Here is a 16213-nt window from a genome sequence, read left to right as displayed (position 1 = left end):
ACGCCGCCTACGTCGTCCGACGCCGCCTGGCACCCGGTCGCCGCTCCGAAGGCCGCGTCACCGGATCCCCCGCCTCCAGCGCCGACTCCCGGCGACGGAGCCCGAAGTCGGCCAGCGCCTCCGCGAGCTTGTGGACCGACGGCTCGGGCGAGAGCACGTCGACGCGCAGCCCGTGCTCCTCGGCCGTCTTGGCCGTGGCGGGCCCGATGCAGGCGATGACCGTCACGTTGTGCGGCTTGCCCGCGATGCCGACCAGGTTCCGCACGGTCGACGAGGAGGTGAAGAGCACGGCGTCGAAACCGCCGCCCTTGATCGCCTCCCGCGTGTCCGCCGGCGGCGGCGACGCGCGCACCGTCCGGTAGGCGGTGACGTCGTCGACCTCCCACCCGAGCTCGATGAGGCCGGCGACCAGCGTCTCGGTCGCGATGTCGGCGCGCGGCAGGAAGACGCGGTCGATCGGGTCGAAGACCGGGTCGTAGGGCGGCCAGTCCTCGAGGAGGCCCGCCGCGGACTGCTCGCCCGACGGCACGAGGTCCGGCTTCACACCGAAGTCGACCAGGGCGGCGGCGGTCTGCTCGCCCACCGCCGCGACCTTGATCCCGGCGAAGGCGCGGGCGTCGAGCCCGTACTCCTCGAACTTCTCCCGCACCGCCTTGACCGCGTTGACGGAGGTGAAGGCGATCCACTCGTAGCGGCCGGTGACGAGCCCCTTGACCGCGCGCTCCATCTGCTGGGGCGTGCGCGGCGGCTCGACGGCGATCGTCGGCACCTCGTGCGGCACGGCGCCGTACGAGCGCAGCTGGTCGGAGAGCGACGCGGCCTGCTCCTTGGTGCGCGGCACGAGGACCCGCCAGCCGAAGAGCGGCTTCGACTCGAACCACGACAGCTGGTCCCGCTGCGCCGGGGCGCTGCGCTCGCCGACCACGGCTATGACGGGCCGGTGGCCCTCGGGCGAGGGGAGGACCTTGCCCTGCTTGAAGACCTGGGCGATCGTCCCGAGGGTCGCGTTCCAGGTGCGCTGGCGCGTCGTCGTACCCGCGATCGTGACGGTGAGCGGGGTGTCCGGCTTACGGCCAGCCGCCACCAGCTCACCGGCCGCCGCGGCGACCGAGTCGAGGGACGTGGAGACGACGACGGTCCCGTCCGAGGCACCGACCTCGGCCCAGCACCGCTCGTCGGCGGTCCGCGCGTCGACGAAGCGGACGTCGGTGCCCTGCGCGTCGCGCAGCGGGACACCGGCGTACGCGGGCACGCCGACGGCGGTCGCGACGCCGGGGACGACCTCGAAGGGGATGCCCTCGGCGGCGCAGGCGAGCATCTCGGCTCCGGCGTTCCCGTCGAGGCCGGGGTCGCCGGTCACCGCACGGACGACCCGCCTGCCGCCCCGCGCGGCCTCCATGACAAGATTGGCCGCATCCCTCAACACGGGGACACCGGCGGCTGTTGACGCCTCGTCAACAACCGTCAGCTCAGGCGTGCTCACCCCCGCGCGCGCATGGCCGCGAACGACCTCGAGCACCTCCGGCTCGGCGATCAGGACGTCCGCCCCCGCGAGGGCCTCGACGGCCCTGAGGGTCAGGAGTCCGGGGTCGCCCGGGCCTGCGCCGAGGAACGTGACGTGCCCATGGCCCGCGAAGGCCGGGGACAGGGGGCTGGTGGTCGGGCTGGTGGGGCTCAAAGTGCTCGCTCCCCCATAAGACCGGCCGCACCCTTGGCGAGCATCTCGTCCGCGAGTTCGCGTCCGAGCGCCAGGGCCTCGTCGTGCGAGGTGGGTACGGGTCCGGTGGTGGACAGCTGCACCAGCGTCGAGCCGTCGGTGGTGCCGACGACGCCGCGCAGGCGCATTTCGGTGACAACCTGCCCGTGACCGGGGTCGTCGGCCAGCAGGTCGGCCAGCGCACCCACGGGTGCGGAGCAGCCGGCCTCCAGGGCGGCGAGCAGGGATCGCTCGGCGGTCACGGCGGCCCGCGTGTGCGGGTCGTCGAGCGGCGCGAGCGCGGCGACGAGTTCGGTGTTCGACGCCAGGCATTCGACGGCCAGGGCCCCCTGGCCGGGAGCGGGCAGGACGGTGTCGACGGCCAGCGGCTCGGCGGTCAGGCCGCCGAGGAGCTCGTCGGTCCCGCCGATGCGGTTGAGTCCGGCTGCGGCCAGGACGACCGCGTCGAGCTCGCCCTTGCGGACGTAGCCGACGCGGGTGTCCACGTTGCCGCGGATCGGGACGCAGGTGACGTCCAGGCCGTGGTTGCGTGCGTACGCGTGGAGCTGCGCCATGCGCCGCGGGGAGCCGGTGCCGACGCGCGCGCCCTTGGGCAGCGTGTCCAGCGTGACGCCCTCGCCCGCGATCAGTACGTCGCGCGGGTCCTCGCGCAGCGGGATCGCGGCCAGCACCAGGTCGGGGTGCTGGGCGGTCGGCAGGTCCTTCAGGGAGTGCACGGCGAAGTCCACCTCGCCGGCGAGCAGCGCGTCGCGCAGCGCGGCGACGAAGACGCCGGTGCCGCCGATCTGCGCCAGGTGCTCCCGGGAGGTGTCCCCGTACGTCGTGATCTCCACGAGCTCGACGGGCCGGCCGGTCAGCTGCCGGACGGCGTCGGCCACGTGCCCGGACTGGGCCATGGCGAGCTTGCTGCGCCTGGTCCCGAGCCTCAGTGCCCTCTCGGTCATACTCGCCCTCGGTTCTTGACGTCGGCGTCATTCAGGTCGGCCCGGCTGACAGAAGCCACCGTCTCCGGGTCGAGGTCGAAGAGTGTCCGCAGCGCGTCCGCGTACCCGGCGCCGCCGGGCTCGCTGGCCAGCTGCTTGACCCGCACGGTCGGCGCGTGCAGGAGCTTGTCGACGACGCGGCGCACGGTCTGCGTGATCTCGGCGCGCTGCTTGTCGTCGAGGCCGGGGAGGCGGCCTTCGAGGCGGGCGACCTCGCCGGCGACCACTTCGGCGGCCATGGTGCGCAGGGCGACCACGGTCGGGGTGATGTGGGCGGCGCGCTGGGCCGCGCCGAAGGCGGCGACCTCGTCGGAGACGATGCCGCGGACCTGGTCGACGTCGGAGGCCATGGGGGCGTCGGCGGAGGCCTCGGCGAGCGACTCGATGTCGACGAGCCGGGCACCGGGGATGCGGTGGGCGGCGGCGTCGATGTCGCGGGGCATGGCGAGGTCAAGGAGGAAGAGCGGGTCGCGGCGTCCGCGCGCGGCGTCCTCGACGGCCTCGCCGGTGAGGACGAGTCCGGTGGCGCCGGTGCAGGAGACGACGACGTCGGCACGTGTCAGTTCGTCGCCGACGGCAACCATCTCGACCGCGCGTGCGGCCACGCCCGTTCCCCCGGGCTCGTTCAGGATCTGCGCGAGCCGCTCGGCGCGGGCCAGGGTGCGGTTGGCGATGACGATCTCGGAGACGCCGGAGCGCGCCAGGGTGGCGGCGGCGAGCGAGGACATCGAGCCGGCGCCGATGACGAGGGCCTTCTTGCCCTTGGCCCAGGTCTCGACGTCGGCGTCCTGCGCGAGCTGCTCCAGGCCGAAGGTGACGAGCGACTGCCCGGCCCGGTCGATCCCGGTCTCGCTGTGGGCGCGCTTGCCGACCCTCAGGGCCTGCTGGAACAGGTCGTTGAGGAGCCGTCCCGCGGTGTGGAGGTCCTGGCCGAGGGCGAGGGTGTCCTTGATCTGGCCGAGGATCTGGCCCTCGCCGACGACCATGGAGTCGAGCCCGCAGGCCACCGAGAAGAGGTGGTGGACGGCCCGGTCCTCGTAGTGCACGTAGAGATAAGGAGTGAGCTCGTCCAGGCCGACGCCGCTGTGCTGCGCGAGCAGCGTGGACAGCTCGGCGACACCGGCGTGGAACTTGTCCACGTCGGCGTAGAGCTCGATGCGGTTGCAGGTGGCCAGGACGGTGGCTTCGGCGGCCGGTTCGGCGGCGAGGGTGTCCTGGAGCAGCTTGGCCTGGGTGTCCGCCGACAGCGAGGCCCGCTCCAGGATGGAGACGGGGGCGCTGCGGTGGCTCAGTCCGACGACGAGGAGGCTCATGCCGGCATCACCGCGGGGACGTCCCCGTCGGGTCCCTTGCGACCGGTGGTGCCCGTGGTGCCACGGGGGGCCGGCGCCACGACGGCGGCGGCAGGCTCCGGCTCGGCGAGCGCCTCGGGGCCCTCCTCGGCGCTGCTCTCCTCGCCGGCCTTGCGCTGCTCGTGGAAGGCGAGGATCTGCAGCTCGATGGAGAGGTCGACCTTGCGCACGTCGACGCCGTCGGGCACGGAGAGCACGGTCGGGGCGAAGTTCAGGATGGAGGTGACTCCGGCGGCCACGAGCCGGTCGCAGACCTGCTGGGCGACGCCGGCCGGGGTCGCGATGACGCCGATGGAGACGCCGTCCTCGCTGATGATCTTCTCGAGGTCGTCGCTGTGCTGGACGGGGATCCCGGCGACCGGCTTGCCGGTCATGGCGGGGTCGGCGTCGATGAGCGCGGCGACGCGGAAGCCGCGGGAGGCGAAGCCTCCGTAGCCGGCGAGGGCGGCACCGAGGTTGCCGATGCCGACGATGACGACGGGCCAGTCCTGGGTGAGCCCCAGCTCACGGGAGATCTGGTAGACGAGGTACTCGACGTCGTAGCCGACACCGCGGGTGCCGTACGAGCCGAGGTAGCTGAAGTCCTTGCGCAGCTTCGCGGAGTTGACCCCCGCCGCGGCCGCGAGCTCCTCGGAGGAGACCGTGGGTACGGAGCGCTCCGAGAGCGCGGTGAGTGCGCGGAGATAGAGCGGAAGCCGGGCGACGGTGGCCTCGGGAATTCCTCGGCTACGGGTCGCCGGTCGGTGAGTTCGGCCAGTTGCCACGGTGCTCCTGCGGGATGAGCGGGGCTGCAGGCGGCCGTACGTCACAAGACCGCCCCGTCGAATGCAGGCTATGTCTTTGTGAACGCGTGCACAAAGATGGTGTCCGTTTTGTCCGCCCAAAGTGACCGGGGTCACGCGGCCGGTTCCTATCGTCGCGGAACCGCGGAGTGCGTCAGCGCGTTGAGATCCCGAAGGAGGCAAAGCCGCACACTCTCCTCACGATGCCGCCCCCGAAACCCAACAAAACGTCCATGATGGTAACCGTCTTTCGGTCAGGCACCCAGTTCGCGCCGGAGCCGGCCGGCGTCCACGCGCCAGAAGGTGTGCTGTTCACCGTCGATCAGGACGACGGGAATCTGCTCCCAGTACGCCCGGTGGAGCTCCTCGTCCCGGGTGATGTCCTTCTCCTCCCAGGATGCTCCGGTCTCCGCGCACACGGCCTCGATCACCGCGCGGGCGTCGTCGCAGAGATGGCACCCCGGCTTGCCGATCAGCGTGACGGTCCGCGAGGCGGCGGCCTTCTTCTTCGTACGTCCGAACATGGCGTCCATTCTGGCGCCGGGTAACAGTGGAGTCCCCACTGTTCACACGACGGCATCCTCACAAGTCGGGAAGTACCGAACAGACTGGCTATGCTCAACGACATGGCCGCACTGGGATGGCTCACCCCCCGTAGGCGCTCCGCCACCGCGCGCAGCGTCCTGGCAGGCGAGGCCGCCGCCGAGGCGGCGCGCAAGTCCTCGCTCCAGCTGGAACAGGAGCGCGAGGAGTCCACCACCGCCGAACCCGAGGCCGCGGAGCCCGAGTTCCCGGTCGTCGGCGACGTGCGCGCAGCCGCCTTCTTCGACCTCGACAACACCGTGATGCAGGGCGCCGCGATCTTCCACTTCGGCCGCGGCCTGTACAAGCGGAAGTTCTTCCAGCGCCGTGAACTCGCGCGCTTCGCCTGGGCGCAGGTCTGGTTCCGGCTGGCCGGCGTCGAGGACCCGGCGCACATGCAGGAGGCCCGCGACAGCGCGCTCTCCATCGTCAAGGGCCACCGCGTCTCCGAACTGATGTCGATCGGCGAGGAGATCTACGACGAGTACATGGCCGACCGCATCTGGCCCGGGACCCGCGGCCTCGCCCAGGCGCACCTGGACGCGGGCCAGAAGGTCTGGCTGGTCACGGCCGCCCCGGTCGAGACGGCCACGATCATCGCCCGCCGCCTCGGCCTCACCGGCGCGCTCGGCACGGTCGCGGAGTCGGTGGACGGGGTCTACACGGGCCGGCTGGTCGGCGAGCTGCTGCACGGCCCGGCCAAGGCCGAGGCGGTACGGGCGCTGGCCGCCGCCGAGGGCCTCGATCTGAACCGCTGCGCCGCGTACAGCGACTCGCACAACGACATCCCGATGCTGTCGCTGGTGGGGCATCCGTACGCGATCAACCCGGACACCAAGCTGCGCAAGCACGCGAAGGACCGGGACTGGCGGCTGCGCGACTACCGGACCGGCCGGAAGGCCGCGAAGGTCGGCATCCCCGCCGCCGCGGGCCTGGGCGCGCTGGCGGGCGGCACGGCCGCCGCGGTCGCCCTGCACCGCCGCCGCCACTGACGCGGGTCCGGCACCGGTTCACGGGAGGGTCCTGCCGATACGTTTCGGCTGCGATCATCTGCGACAACACCGGACCAGCCCCGCTCACCCGTCCGTGGTCGAACAGCACCGCACAGGTCGACTCCCGGGCATTCCCGCCCCCTTACCCCGCAGCGGCCCCGTTCACTCACGCGCCCCGCACTTGAGCACAACGCATCGCCCGCGTAGTCACAGTCGGAAGCAAAGCGATCAACAACCGGTCACGAACCGCACCTTGATGCGACTACAAGCAGTAACAGATACGACGTAACCGGTGATTTAGGCAACTCGGTGTAGCGCTGCCTGTACGAAGCGTTATTCTCCTCAGACGCACAAAGGACCCCTCACGTCGCCACGACGGGTGAACGGTCCCGCACTGCACGTGATGGAAGCTCTGCCTCTGGGAGTCCCGTGTACCCACACGTCGGGGTTGACACCTCGGGCCTGGCTACGCTGCGCGCAACGGTCCTCGACCACTTGCGCGGCTTCGTCCCCACCGCGTACGCCGGCCCTGTCCCCGCCTTCGCCTTCGCCGCACCGGCACCCGTCGGCCCTTGCTACGCCCTGGCCGACGGCGGCGCCGCCGTGAGCAGACGCGGCGCCCGCTCAGGAGCCTCGACCACCGCCCGCCGCCCCACCGCGGACAGCGACAGCGCCCGCATGATGGACCTGGTCGAGCGCGCCCAGGCCGGCGAGGCCGAGGCCTTCGGCCGCCTGTACGACCAGTACAGCGACACGGTCTACCGCTACATCTACTACCGCGTCGGCGGCAAGGCGACGGCGGAGGACCTCACCAGCGAGACCTTCCTGCGCGCCCTGCGCCGGATCTCCACCTTCACCTGGCAGGGCCGCGACTTCGGCGCCTGGCTCGTCACCATCGCCCGGAACCTGGTCGCCGACCACTTCAAGTCCAGCCGCTTCCGCCTGGAAGTCACCACCGGCGAGATGCTCGACGCCAACGAGGTCGAGCGCAGCCCGGAGGACTCCGTCCTGGAGTCCCTGTCGAACGCCGCCCTGCTCGACGCGGTCCGCCGCCTCAACCCCCAGCAGCAGGAGTGCGTGACCCTGCGCTTCCTCCAGGGCCTCTCCGTCGCCGAGACCGCCCGGGTCATGGGCAAGAACGAGGGCGCGATCAAGACCCTCCAGTACCGGGCCGTCCGCACCCTGGCCCGCCTCCTCCCGGACGACGCCCGCTGACCGCTCCGCGCCCCCCACACGCACCCCCCTGCCCCGGCCCGCGCTCCCATGCCCACCCTTCCCCCCACATCCCCACGACCCCCGTCCAACTCACAGTCGGTGACGCCCCGATGACGCACTGGTCCGATCATCTTTCGCGCGTAACCCAAGTGCCGCGCCGCTCGTTGTGCGGGATGCAGGCTCCCTGTGGTCACGCCATGTCCGCAGCCACTCACTCTTTCGTGTGGATGTGCTCAAGGTGTGCAACCTTCCGGACACCCCGGGGAGTCGACCGTCATGACGAGAGGAGGTGCCGCCAGTGATCGCGAACGTATCGGCGCACCGGCGGGCGAACGCCTTCGCCCAGGCCCTGGAGGACCGGGCGTCCGAGGACGCGGCGGCCGAACAGCCCGAGGCCCCGGCGGAGCCGGCCGAACCCGCCGAACAGGGGCGGCTGTTGGCCTTGGCGAACGGCCTCGGCGAGCTGCCGAAGCCACAGCTCGACCCCGAGGTCAAGGTGGTGCAGCGAGCCCAGCTCGTCGCCGCCATGGAAGCGATGCTCATGGAGGGCAGCGCGGCCGGGGGCCCTACGGTGCCGGAGCAGCGGACATCCACCGGCAAGGGGACCCACCGGGCGTCCCCGCTCCGGAAGCTGCGCCCCCGGTCCCGCTGGACCAAGGGCCTCGCCGCCGGCGGCCTCACGGTCGGTGTGGCGGCGGGCGCCTTCGGCGGAGTGGCCGCTGCCAGTTCCGACGCCCTCCCCGGTGACTCGCTCTACGGGCTCAAGCGGGGCATGGAGGACATCAAGCTGGGCATGGCGGACGACGACGCGGACCGCGGCGGCATCTACCTCGACCAGGCCTCCACCCGCCTCAGCGAGGCCCGCCGCCTCATGGAGCGCGGCCGCGCCGGGGAGCTCGACCACGAGTCCCTCGCCGAGATCCGACGGGTCCTGGGCGGAATGAAGCACGACGCCTCCGAGGGCCACAGGCTGCTCCGCGAGGCGTACGAGCGGGACGGCGAGATCGGCCCGATGGCCCGGCTCAACTCCTTCGCGCAGGCCCACCGGAACACCTGGAACGGCCTCCGCGACCGGCTCCCCGTCCAGTTGGCGGACGTCGGCAGCGAGGTGACGGACGTCTTCGACGCCATAGACGAAGACGTCGAGCCGCTCCAGTCGGTGCTCCCCCGCACCCCCGGCAAGGGCGCCATCGACTCCGAGGGACCGCGCAGCAGGCCCGGCACCCCGAAGGACACCCCCGGCGCGGACACCCAGCGTCCGCCGGCCGGCCAGGAGACGTCCCCCTCGGGCAGCCACTCCGCCGCGCCCCGCCCGTCCGGGTCCAGCACCGGAACCACCCCGAGCGCGGGCAGCAGCACCGGCTCGCACGAGGACGACGGCCTCCTCGGCGGCAACACCGGCGGACTGCTCAACCCGTCCCCGACGGGCACACCGACGACACCCGCCCAGGGCCAGCCGACCCCGGACGTGCCGGACGTGACCCTGCCGCCACTCCTGCCGGGCCTCCTTCCGGGCCTCGGCATCGACAGCGAGGACGCTCGCTGACAAGGAGAAGGGGCGCCCCCACGGACGGGGGGCGCCCCTTCTTCATGCCACCAGGCCCCACGGCTCAGAAGAACACCGACCGCCGCTGCACCAACAACTTGTACAGCGTGTGCTGGATCTGTTCCCGCACCTGATCCGTCAGGTTGAACATCAGCATCGGATCCTCCGCCGCCTCCGGCGCGTACGAGTCCGTCGGGATCGGCTCGCCGAACTGGATCGTCCACTTCGTCGGCAGCGGCAGCGCCCCGAGCGGCCCCAGCCAGGGGAAGGTCGGGGTGAGCGGGAAGTACGGGAAACCGAGGACCCGCGCCAGCGTCTTGGCGTTCCCGAGCATCGGGTATATCTCCTCCGCGCCCACGATCGAGCAGGGCACGATCGGCACCCCGGCCCGCAGCGCCGTCGACACGAAGCCGCCCCGCCCGAACCGCTGGAGCTTGTACCGCTCCCCGAACGGCTTCCCGATCCCCTTGAAGCCCTCCGGCATGACGCCGACGATCTCGCCGGCCCGCAGCAGCCGCTCCGCGTCCTCCGCACAGGCCAGCGTGTGCCCCGCCTTGCGGGCCAGCTCGTTGACGACGGGCAGGACGAAGACCAGGTCCGCCGCGAGCAGCCGCAGGTGCCGCCCGGCCGGATGGTGGTCGTGGACGGCGACCTGCATCATCAGCCCGTCCAGCGGCAGCGTCCCGGAGTGGTTGGCGACGATCAGCGCCCCGCCCTCGGCCGGGATGTTCTCGACGCCCTTCACCTCCACCCGGAAGTACTTCTCGTACAGCGGGCGGAGCAGCGACATCAGGACCTGGTCGGTGAGCTCCTCGTCGTAGCCGAACTCGTCGACCTCGTACTCGCCGGTGACGCGCCGCCGCAGGAACGCCAGCCCGCCCGCGAGCCGCCGCTCCCAGCCGCTCCCCCCACCCGCGACGGGCTCCGGCGCCGGCTCGGGCTCCGCAGCCGGAGCGGGCTCCCCGGGGGCCTGCTGAGGCCCCGGCAGGGCCCGCACGGCCGCCGCCTCGCCCTCGGCCCTGGCGGGCCGCCGACGGGCCCGTGAGCGGTCGTCGTCGAACGGAATGACCTTGGCGTCCGCCATCGCAGTCGGGTCTCCTCAGGCGCCGTGGTGAAGGGTGGAAGCGTCAGGGGTGGCGAGGCGCCCGGCGAGCCGGTCCACCGCCCCGGCGAGCAGCTCGGGCGGCAGCAGCCCCGGCCCCCGGCCGCGCGCGAAGTCGGCGAGCGCCTCCGCCGTCGAGTAGCGCGGCGAGAAGCCGAGGACCTCGCGCGTGTGGACCGTCGAGACGACCCGGCCGTGGGTGAGCAGCCGGATCTGCTCGGGCGCGAAGTCGGTGATCCCGACCGTGCGCAGCGCGGTGCCCACCCAGGTGACCGCGGGCAGCAGCACCGGCACCGTAGGCCGCCCGAGCCGCCGCGCGCACTGGGACAGGAGCAGCACCCCGTCCCCGGCCACGTTGAACGTGCCGCTGTTCTGGGTCGCCCTGCGGGGCTCGTGCGCCGCCAGGCGCAGGACGTCGACGACGTCGTCCTCGTGGACGAACTGCAGCCGCGGGTCGTAGCCGAGGACGGTCGGCAGCACCGGCAGCGCGAGGTACTCGGCGAGCGGGGAGTCGACCCGGGGCCCGAGGATGTTCGCGAACCGCAGCACGCACACGGCCACGTCCGGCCTGCGCCGGGCGAAGCCCCGGACGTACCCCTCGACCTCGACGGCGTCCTTCGCGAAGCCGCCGCTCGGCAGGGACTTCGCGGGCGTCGTCTCGGTGAAGACGGCCGGGTCCCGGGGCGCGGAGCCGTAGACGCTCGTACTGGACTTGATGACCAGGCGCCCGATCCGCGGCGACTTCTGGCAGGCGCCGAGGAGCTGCATCGTGCCGATGACGTTGGTCTCCTTGACCGACGTCCGGCCGCCGCCGCCCAGCGCCGTACCGGTGACGTCCAGATGGACCACCGTGTCGACGTCGTGCTCCGCGAGCACCTTGGCGATCTCGGGCCGGCGGATGTCCGCCCGTACGAACTCGGCGGCGCCGAGCTGGTGCGCGGGGTCCACCGCGTCCACGGCGATCACCCGCTCCACTTCCGGGTCCCGCTGGATCCGCCGCACGAAGCGGCCGCCCAGATGCCGCGCGGCACCGGTGACGAGCACGACCTTGCCCAAGATCAGCGCCTTCCGTCCGTCTTCCGTTGGACGCCACCGTAGCGTCTGGAGATTTCCGGGGGATAAAAGCGTGGCCCTCCACCGAAGAACGGTGAAGGGCCACGCCTGACGCAAAACGCTGCGAAGCAGCTGTCGCCTTACTTCTTGTTGCGACGCTGAACGCGCGTGCGCTTGAGCAGCTTGCGGTGCTTCTTCTTCGCCATCCGCTTGCGCCGCTTCTTGATAACAGAGCCCACGACTACCCTCGCTCACTTCTCGGAACATCCCCGCCTCCCGGCGGGGATCGGTGCGGGGCGTCTGGGCCCACACGACCTACGTCGGCCTAGCCTACCGCCCCGAGCACCGCGCAAGTAATCCGAGGGCCGGACTCCGCTCACCGACTGTTCGGCAGCGCGCCCGCTACGCGGTCCCCACCCCCACGAAGGACTCCCTCAGGTACTCGTGAACGGCCTGTTCCGGCACCCGGAAGGACCTCCCCACCCGGATCGCCGGCAGATGACCGCTGTGCACCAAGCGGTACACGGTCATCTTCGACACGCGCATCACCGAGGCGACTTCCGCCACGGTCAGAAACTTGACCTCGTTGAGAGGTCGATCGCCAGCAGCCATGACCCACCTGTACCTTCCGCCGCGACGCCCACCGGCTTCCCCTCCGGTGACTCTTCGTCGCCGAGCGCTCACTCTCCAGACTAGGGGCGGGTGGTACGAGTGGGGAAGAGGAGCTGCCATCGGCCGTTTACCGTGACAGACACGCTCGATTGAGTACATAGCGCGTGAGCGGGAGGTACGAGGCGGAGCACACCCCGTCATCAAGCGGAACGGCCACCGACACCTGCCCCTCCGCCTCCCCGACGAACAGCGCCGGATCATCCGTATCGGCAAGACCGATGGCCTCGATACCCAGCTGACCTGCCCCGCAGACCCATCCGTGGTCCCCCACCACCAGCTCCGGCAGCGGCCCGCCACCGTCGGCCGCACTCTCCAGAGCGGCCCTAACCGGCAGCGGCGAGTGGGAGTGCGCCCCTGGCACGCGCCCGCCGGCGGACGGCCCCGGTTCCCGTACCAACGCGACCCCGCGTACGTAGTCGAGGAGGTACGTACGTACGCCGAACCGGGTCGTTATGTCGACACATCTCCCCTGCGCCGGTGTGAGGACAAGACATCCCGCCGCCGACAAGGCGTCTGCGAGAGCGGCGTAGAAACCGAGCAGACGGTGCGGATGCCCCGTCCCGAGCAGCACCGGCACCCGCCGCGCCGCCGCCGCGCCCAGGCGCGCCGCGAAGGCGTCGAGCCCCCGCACCGTACGCTCCGGATCGATCACGTCCGGCCCCGACCGGTGCGCCGGATCACCCGACACCCCGCACTTGTCGGCCATCAGCCTCAGCAGCCCGGCCTCGTCCCACCCCCACGCAGGGTCGAGCCCGAGCAGCACCCGCGGATCACGCGCGGCGAAGAGCCGATAGCTCCGCAGGTTCTCCTCCCGCGAAGTCGCCACCGTCCCGGCCAACCCCGACGCCAACAGATGCGCCCGCAGCGCCCCGGTACTCCACACCCGTCCGATGCTGCCGGAACACCGCCGCCCGGACGTCCAAACCTCCCGGACACCCCACAGTCGGCGTAACCCCCAGGAGAACGTTCTAGATGCCCCGGGAAGAACGCCTCAGATCGCTAGGCGAGCAGCCCCCGCAGCGGGAACGCCGCCCTCCGCGTCGCGAGCACCGCCTGGTCGAGCCGGTCCGCCGGGTCGTACCCCTCGGCCCAGTCCCGGAAGCCCACCGGCCACCGCCCGTCCGTCATCCGCGCCGGCCCGAGCTGCCGGGTCCGCGCGTACACCTCGTCCCGCCAGGACGCCGGGATCACCGACTCCGGATCCACCGGGGCGTGCGCCGCGATCCCCACCAGATGCGTCCACGACCGCGGTACGACGTCCACCACCGCGTACCCGCCACCGCCCAGGGCCAGCCAGCGCCCCTCCGCGTGCGCGTGCGCCAGCTCGTGACAGGCCTCCTGCACCGCCCGCTGCGCGTCCAGCGACACCGCCAGGTGCGCCAGCGGATCCTCGAAGTGCGTGTCCGCGCCGTGCTGCGTCACGAGCACCTGCGGCCGGAAGTCCGCGAGCAGCTCCGGTACGACCGCGTGGAAGGCCCGCAGCCATCCCGCGTCGCCCGTCCCGGCCGGCAGCGCCACGTTCACGGCCCCGCCCTCACCGGCCCCCGCAGCGCCCGTCTCCTCGGGCCAGCCCGTCTGCGGGAACAGCGTCCGCGGATGCTCGTGCAGCGACACCGTCAGCACCCGCGGGTCCTCCCAGAACGCCGCCTGCACCCCGTCCCCGTGGTGCACGTCCACGTCCACGTACGCGACCCGCTCGGCACCGAGCTCGAGCAGCCGGGCGATGGCGAGCGAGGCGTCGTTGTAGATGCAGAACCCGGAGGCCGAGCCCGGCATCGCGTGGTGCAGCCCGCCCGCGAAGTTCACCGCGTGCCGGGCCTCCCCGCGCCACACGGCCTCCGCGGCGCCCACCGACTGCCCGGCGATCAGCGCGGACACCTCGTGCATCCCGGCGAACGCCGGATCGTCGACCGTGCCGAGCCCGTACGCCTGGTCGGCGTGGCGCGGGTCCGCCGAGGCCGCCCGCACCGCCGCCACGTAGTCCTCGCGGTGCACGAGCCGCAGCGTCGAGTCCCCCGCCGGCTTCGCCGCGACCACGTCCACCGCCCGGTCGAGCCCGTAGGCCCGCACCAGCGACATCGTCAGCGCGAGCCGTACCGGATCCATCGGATGCTCGGACCCGAAGTCGTACTGCGTGACAGCTTCATCCCACATCAACAGTGCGCGGCCGCTCATGCCCGCCACGGTATCGGGCCTCGCGCGAACCGAACGACGTGGCGTACACCACCGTCACCAGGACCAGCACCATCGGCACCAGCATGGCCCCCCGATAGCTCCACGCGTCCCCGAGCGCCCCCACCAGGGGAGACCCGACGAGAAAGCCCACGTAGTTGAAGACGTTGAGCCGGGCGACCGCCGCGTCGCTGGCCCCCGGGAACAACCGCCCCGCCGCGGCGAAGGTCTGCGGCACGATCACGCTCAGCCCGAGCCCGAGCACCGTGAACCCGGCGATCCCCGCCCAGGCGCCCTGAGCCGCCGCGACCGCCGCGAACCCGAGCGCCGCGAGCACCGCGCCGGCCCGGACGACCACGACGGCCCCGAAGCGCCGCACCCCGAAGTCCCCGACGGCCCGCCCGAGCAGCGTCGTCACCATGTACGCGTTGTACGGGACGGTCGCCAGCTCCTCCGAACTGCCGAGCACGTCCTGGAGGTACTTGGCGCTCCAGTTGGAGACCGTCGAGTCCCCGATGTACGCGAAGGTCATCACGAGGCAGAGCGGCAGCAGCACCTTGAAGACGACACCGCTCCCCTTGCCCTCCCCCGCCTCGACCGCGCCGGCCTCCGCGGAACCGGCCACGTACCACCGGCTGCCGACGAACGCGACGGGCAGCAGCACGGCCACCACCGGCAGGTAGGACACGAACAGCGACAGGTGCCAGTGCGCCCCCACCCAGGCCAGCGAGGCCCCCGCGATCCCACCGAGGCTGTACGCGGCGTGGAAGCCGAGCATGATGCTCCGGCCGTACGCCCGCTGGAGGCTGACCCCCAGCATGTTCATGGAGGCGTCGAGCGCGCCGACCGCGAGCCCGAAGAGCCCGAGGGCGACCGCCGCGTGCCAGAGCTGGGACCCGAGGCCGACGGCAAGGAGCGCCAGGAGAACGAAGGGCTGCACCCACCGCAGCACGACCGCGGGCCCCACCCGGGCGACGACCTTCTCGGTCGCCACGCTCGCCACCCCGGCCAGGATCGGCACCGCGGCGAGGAAGGCCGGCAGCAGGCCGTCCGAGATCCCGTACTGGTCCTGGATGGCCGGTATTCGCGTCACGAGCAGGGCGAAGGTGACGCCCTGCACGAAGAAACTGACCGCCAGGGCTCCCCGCCCACGCCGCAACCGCGCATCTGTCATGGCCGCACAGCGTACGGCCGGAACCTACCGCTGGGTAGATGGATCACATCCCCAAAATGGCGGGGAGCTCGTCCATCCTCCGGAAGAAGCCCTTGGCCCCGTCGAGCTTCTCCTCGGCCGTCATCGCGGTGAACCCGTACGCGTCCATCCCGGCCGCGAGGGCCGCCTGGACCCCGGGCCCGCTGTCCTCCACCACCACACACCGCTCGGGGGCGACCCCCATCCTCGCGGCGGCGTGCAGGAACAGATCGGGCCACGGCTTCCCCCGACCCACGTCGTCGGCACTGAAGACGATCTCGTCCCGGAACCAGACGTCGAGCCCGGTCTTCCGATGCCCGACCCGGATCCGCTCATGGCTCCCGGAGGAGGCCACACAGTACGGAACGCCGGCGGCGACAAGCCCCTTGAGCACGTCGGCGGCCCCGTCGACGGCCTCCAACTCGGCCTGGAAGGCAGCGAAGACGCGGGAATGGAACGTGTCGTCGAAGTCGGCGGGCAGCTTCCGCCCACTCCGCTCCTCGACCAGCTCGTGGATGCGGTGCATGGCGGAGCCCATGTAATCCCGTACCGATTCCTCGTACGTGGTGGGATGCCCCAGCTCGCTCAGATAGCCGGCCAGCAGCTTGTTGGAGATCGGCTCGCTGTCCACGAGCACACCGTCATTGTCGAAGATGACCAAGTCATATCGCATGACCACACCCTAGAACTCCAGAACGCAAAAATGCCTCAACCCCCGGACAGAGTCCAGGGGTTGAGGCTAAAAATTGTTCGGCGGCGTCCTACTCTCCCACAGGGTCCCCCCTGCAGTACCATCGGCGCTGAAAGGCTTAGCTTCCGGGTTCGGAATGTAACCGGGCGTTTCCCTAACGCT

General features: G+C 71.7%; 16 protein-coding genes and 1 rRNA gene. 3 read left to right on the top strand and 14 right to left on the bottom strand.

The annotated features are described in order from the left end of the window. Positions 1 to 7: 7 nt before the first annotated feature. The 5 genes from GGE06_RS33325 to GGE06_RS33305 form a co-directional block, all read right to left on the bottom strand. The gene (locus GGE06_RS33325) at positions 8 to 1678 is read right to left on the bottom strand and encodes a bifunctional uroporphyrinogen-III C-methyltransferase/uroporphyrinogen-III synthase (protein WP_116160375.1); all 1671 of its coding nucleotides are present in this window, start codon (positions 1676 to 1678) and stop codon (positions 8 to 10) included. After that, positions 1675 to 2661 (bottom strand): hydroxymethylbilane synthase, encoded by a 987-nt coding sequence (hemC, locus tag GGE06_RS33320; RefSeq protein WP_116160374.1) that lies wholly within the window; start codon positions 2659 to 2661, stop codon positions 1675 to 1677. The genes GGE06_RS33325 and hemC overlap by 4 nt, the downstream gene beginning before the upstream one ends. Beyond that, positions 2658 to 4013 carry a glutamyl-tRNA reductase gene (locus GGE06_RS33315; RefSeq protein WP_116160373.1) on the bottom strand — a complete coding sequence of 452 codons (1356 nt, stop codon included), beginning with the start codon at positions 4011 to 4013 and terminating at the stop codon, positions 2658 to 2660. Before GGE06_RS33315 ends, hemC begins: the two co-directional genes overlap by 4 nt. Next, entirely contained in the window at positions 4010 to 4816 is an 807-nt protein-coding gene (locus GGE06_RS33310; RefSeq protein WP_184932541.1) for a redox-sensing transcriptional repressor Rex, read from the bottom strand. The genes GGE06_RS33315 and GGE06_RS33310 overlap by 4 nt, the downstream gene beginning before the upstream one ends. Before the next feature lie 272 nt (positions 4817 to 5088). Then, a complete protein-coding gene (locus GGE06_RS33305) occupies positions 5089 to 5367 on the bottom strand; it encodes a glutaredoxin family protein (RefSeq protein WP_116160371.1) in 279 nt (92 codons plus the stop codon). A 93-nt stretch (positions 5368 to 5460) separates the two neighbouring features. Here GGE06_RS33305 and GGE06_RS33300 point away from each other — a divergent pair, with 93 nt between their 5' ends. The 3 genes from GGE06_RS33300 (at position 5461) to GGE06_RS33290 (ending at position 9169) form a co-directional block, all read left to right on the top strand. Continuing rightward, positions 5461 to 6408, top strand: coding sequence for an HAD family hydrolase (locus tag GGE06_RS33300; protein ID WP_116165465.1), 948 nt, complete (start codon positions 5461 to 5463; stop codon positions 6406 to 6408). Positions 6409 to 6837: 429 nt separating this feature from the next. Further along, entirely contained in the window at positions 6838 to 7623 is a 786-nt protein-coding gene (locus GGE06_RS33295; RefSeq protein ID WP_116160370.1) for an ECF subfamily RNA polymerase sigma factor, BldN family, read from the top strand. A gap of 298 nt (positions 7624 to 7921) precedes the next feature. Next, positions 7922 to 9169, top strand: coding sequence for a DUF5667 domain-containing protein (locus GGE06_RS33290; RefSeq protein ID WP_116160369.1), 1248 nt, complete (start codon positions 7922 to 7924; stop codon positions 9167 to 9169). A 64-nt stretch (positions 9170 to 9233) separates the two neighbouring features. On the opposite strand, the gene GGE06_RS33285 is transcribed toward GGE06_RS33290, so the two are convergent. From GGE06_RS33285 to rrf, 9 genes are all read right to left on the bottom strand, one after another. Continuing rightward, complete coding sequence (locus GGE06_RS33285) at positions 9234 to 10253, bottom strand: lysophospholipid acyltransferase family protein (protein ID WP_116160368.1); 1020 nt, start codon at positions 10251 to 10253, stop codon at positions 9234 to 9236. Positions 10254 to 10268: 15 nt separating this feature from the next. After that, positions 10269 to 11327 carry an NAD-dependent epimerase/dehydratase family protein gene (locus tag GGE06_RS33280; protein ID WP_184932540.1) on the bottom strand — a complete coding sequence of 353 codons (1059 nt, stop codon included), beginning with the start codon at positions 11325 to 11327 and terminating at the stop codon, positions 10269 to 10271. Between the two features lie 137 nt (positions 11328 to 11464). Next, entirely contained in the window at positions 11465 to 11563 is a 99-nt protein-coding gene (locus GGE06_RS33275) for a 30S ribosomal protein bS22 (protein WP_003948845.1), read from the bottom strand. Between the two features lie 163 nt (positions 11564 to 11726). Further along, the gene (locus GGE06_RS33270) at positions 11727 to 11936 is read right to left on the bottom strand and encodes a helix-turn-helix domain-containing protein (RefSeq protein WP_030223786.1); all 210 of its coding nucleotides are present in this window, start codon (positions 11934 to 11936) and stop codon (positions 11727 to 11729) included. A gap of 127 nt (positions 11937 to 12063) precedes the next feature. Continuing rightward, positions 12064 to 12879, bottom strand: coding sequence for a phosphatase (locus GGE06_RS33265; protein ID WP_116160366.1), 816 nt, complete (start codon positions 12877 to 12879; stop codon positions 12064 to 12066). A 116-nt stretch (positions 12880 to 12995) separates the two neighbouring features. Next, entirely contained in the window at positions 12996 to 14171 is a 1176-nt protein-coding gene (locus tag GGE06_RS33260) for an acetoin utilization protein AcuC (RefSeq protein WP_116160365.1), read from the bottom strand. Further along, positions 14140 to 15342, bottom strand: a complete 1203-nt coding sequence (locus GGE06_RS33255; RefSeq protein WP_116160364.1) for an MFS transporter — start codon at positions 15340 to 15342, stop codon at positions 14140 to 14142. The genes GGE06_RS33260 and GGE06_RS33255 overlap by 32 nt, the downstream gene beginning before the upstream one ends. A 43-nt stretch (positions 15343 to 15385) precedes the next feature. Then, the gene (locus tag GGE06_RS33250) at positions 15386 to 16033 is read right to left on the bottom strand and encodes an HAD family hydrolase (protein ID WP_116165464.1); all 648 of its coding nucleotides are present in this window, start codon (positions 16031 to 16033) and stop codon (positions 15386 to 15388) included. Positions 16034 to 16108: 75 nt separating this feature from the next. After that, positions 16109 to 16213 (bottom strand): 5S ribosomal RNA (gene rrf / locus GGE06_RS33245); the annotation flags it as partial.

Origin of the sequence: Streptomyces nymphaeiformis, assembly GCF_014203895.1 — a bacterium.
GTDB lineage: Bacteria > Actinomycetota > Actinomycetes > Streptomycetales > Streptomycetaceae > Streptomyces > Streptomyces nymphaeiformis.
This window is presented reverse-complemented; position numbering and strand designations above follow the sequence as displayed.

Bases quoted from the DNA above. Each gene is read 5' to 3' on its own strand.
- GGE06_RS33285 (WP_116160368.1), bottom strand. From the start codon at position 10,253: ATGGCGGACGCCAAGGTCATTCCGTTCGACGACGACCGCTCACGGGCC.
- GGE06_RS33315 (WP_116160373.1), bottom strand. From the start codon at position 4,013: ATGAGCCTCCTCGTCGTCGGACTGAGCCACCGCAGCGCCCCCGTCTCC.
- hemC (WP_116160374.1), bottom strand. From the start codon at position 2,661: ATGACCGAGAGGGCACTGAGGCTCGGGACCAGGCGCAGCAAGCTCGCC.
- GGE06_RS33305 (WP_116160371.1), bottom strand. From the start codon at position 5,367: ATGGACGCCATGTTCGGACGTACGAAGAAGAAGGCCGCCGCCTCGCGG.
- GGE06_RS33250 (WP_116165464.1), bottom strand. From the start codon at position 16,033: ATGCGATATGACTTGGTCATCTTCGACAATGACGGTGTGCTCGTGGAC.
- GGE06_RS33270 (WP_030223786.1), bottom strand. From the start codon at position 11,936: ATGGCTGCTGGCGATCGACCTCTCAACGAGGTCAAGTTTCTGACCGTG.
- GGE06_RS33255 (WP_116160364.1), bottom strand. From the start codon at position 15,342: ATGACAGATGCGCGGTTGCGGCGTGGGCGGGGAGCCCTGGCGGTCAGT.
- GGE06_RS33260 (WP_116160365.1), bottom strand. From the start codon at position 14,171: ATGAGCGGCCGCGCACTGTTGATGTGGGATGAAGCTGTCACGCAGTAC.
- GGE06_RS33300 (WP_116165465.1), top strand. From the start codon at position 5,461: ATGGCCGCACTGGGATGGCTCACCCCCCGTAGGCGCTCCGCCACCGCG.